At 69.1% G+C, this 602-nt stretch carries 1 protein-coding gene and 1 pseudogene; both read right to left on the reverse strand.

Translation table 11 applies throughout. The features are described 5' to 3' along the window. Positions 1 to 301 (reverse strand): annotated as a pseudogene (locus tag ACXJKJ_RS31250) (phospho-N-acetylmuramoyl-pentapeptide-transferase); the annotation flags it as partial. Further along, positions 291 to 602: glutamate ligase domain-containing protein (locus ACXJKJ_RS31255; protein ID WP_457395495.1), on the reverse strand; the 312-nt coding region annotated here is incomplete at its 5' end. The pseudogene ACXJKJ_RS31250 and the gene ACXJKJ_RS31255, both read right to left, overlap by 11 nt.

A 602-nucleotide genomic window follows, 5' to 3' on the forward strand; every position in this document is an offset into this window, starting at 1 on the left:
CCACCCACACGTAGCGGTTGCGCAGGTCGGCCCACAGCAGCACCGACAGGGTGATGGTCAGCAGGATCAGCGAACCGCCCATGGTCGGCGTGCCGGCCTTGGAGAAGTGGGTCTGCGGTCCGTCGGTGCGGATTGGCTGGCCGCCCTTGAACTGGGCCAGCTTGCGGATCATCGCCGGGCCCAGCCACAGCGACAGGAACAGCGCRGTCAGYGCMGCGAGGATGCCGCGCAGAGTCAGATAGCCGAACAGCCCGAACAGGCTCTCCAACTGCTGCAACCATCGGGCCAGTTCAAGCAACATTGGGGCTTTCCTCTCCTCGCGCCAGCAGCGCTTTTACAATTTTGTCCATGGCACTGCCGCGCGAACCCTTGACCAGGCAGCGCACGCCAGCGTGCAGTTCGTCGCCGAGCGCGGCGGCCAGCGTGTCGTGGTCGGCGAAGTGCCGCCCGCCCTCGCCGAACGCGGTCGATGCGGCCGCACTGAGCGTGCCCAGCGTGTACAGGCGCTTGAGCCCGGCATCGCGCGCGCGGCGCCCGGCCTGGGCGTGCAGCGCCTCGCCGTCCGGGCCCAGTTCGCGCATGTCGCCCAGCACCAGCCAGCC

Source organism: Roseateles sp. P5_E1 (assembly GCF_054049335.1).